At 39.5% G+C, this 785-nt stretch carries 1 pseudogene; it reads left to right on the forward strand.

The annotated features are described in order from the left end of the window. Window positions 1-785: pseudogene (gene tnpC / locus A3SG_RS20505) on the forward strand (IS66 family transposase); the annotation flags it as partial.

Genomic DNA, 785 nt, shown 5'->3' on the forward strand with positions numbered 1-785 from the left:
AAAATCAAAAGATATATCCGATACAAATACGCGACTAAGGATAAAGACAACACCAAGATATCCATCGGGGATTTACCCGAAAGAATCATAGACAAAGGAATCCCTTCAGAAGGACTACTAGCCACTATCCTAGTAGATAAATACGTGGATCACCTTCCCCTATATCGTCAAAAGCAACGGTTCTCTAGAGAAGATATCGATATTGCTTCTTCTACAATAGAGGGTTGGGCTGCTCAGAGCATGGATGCTTTAAAACCCTTGTATGAGAAGCTGGTAATGGATATTAAAAATGAAGGTTATCTTCAAGTGGATGAAACCACCATCAAGGTTTTAGACGACAAGAAAAAAGACAAAACGACATCTGGGTTATTATTGGGTGTATCATGCCCCAATATCTAAGCTTGTGATGTTCAATTACAGCCCTACTCGTGCAAGTAGCGCTGCACTACCTATTTTGCAAAACTTTAAAGGTTACTTGCAAACAGACGGATATGCAGGATACAAAGCTTATGGAAAAAAATCAGATATCACTCCTCTTGGCTGTTGGGCACATGCTCGGCGAGAATTTGAAAGAGCCTTAGATAATGACAAGCAAAAAGCACAACATGTTTTAGTTGAAATACAAAAGCTATATGCGGTGGAGCGCAAAGCAAAAGAACAAAACCTTGGACCTGAGCAAATCAAAGAGCTGAGGCTTCGGGAAAGTTTACCTATTATAAACGAACTAGGCAAGTGGATGTTTTTGCAAATCAAATTAACCCTACCAAAAAGTCAGATTGGCAAAG

Source organism: Flavobacterium sp. ACAM 123 (assembly GCF_000264055.1).
Taxonomy (GTDB): domain Bacteria; phylum Bacteroidota; class Bacteroidia; order Flavobacteriales; family Flavobacteriaceae; genus Flavobacterium.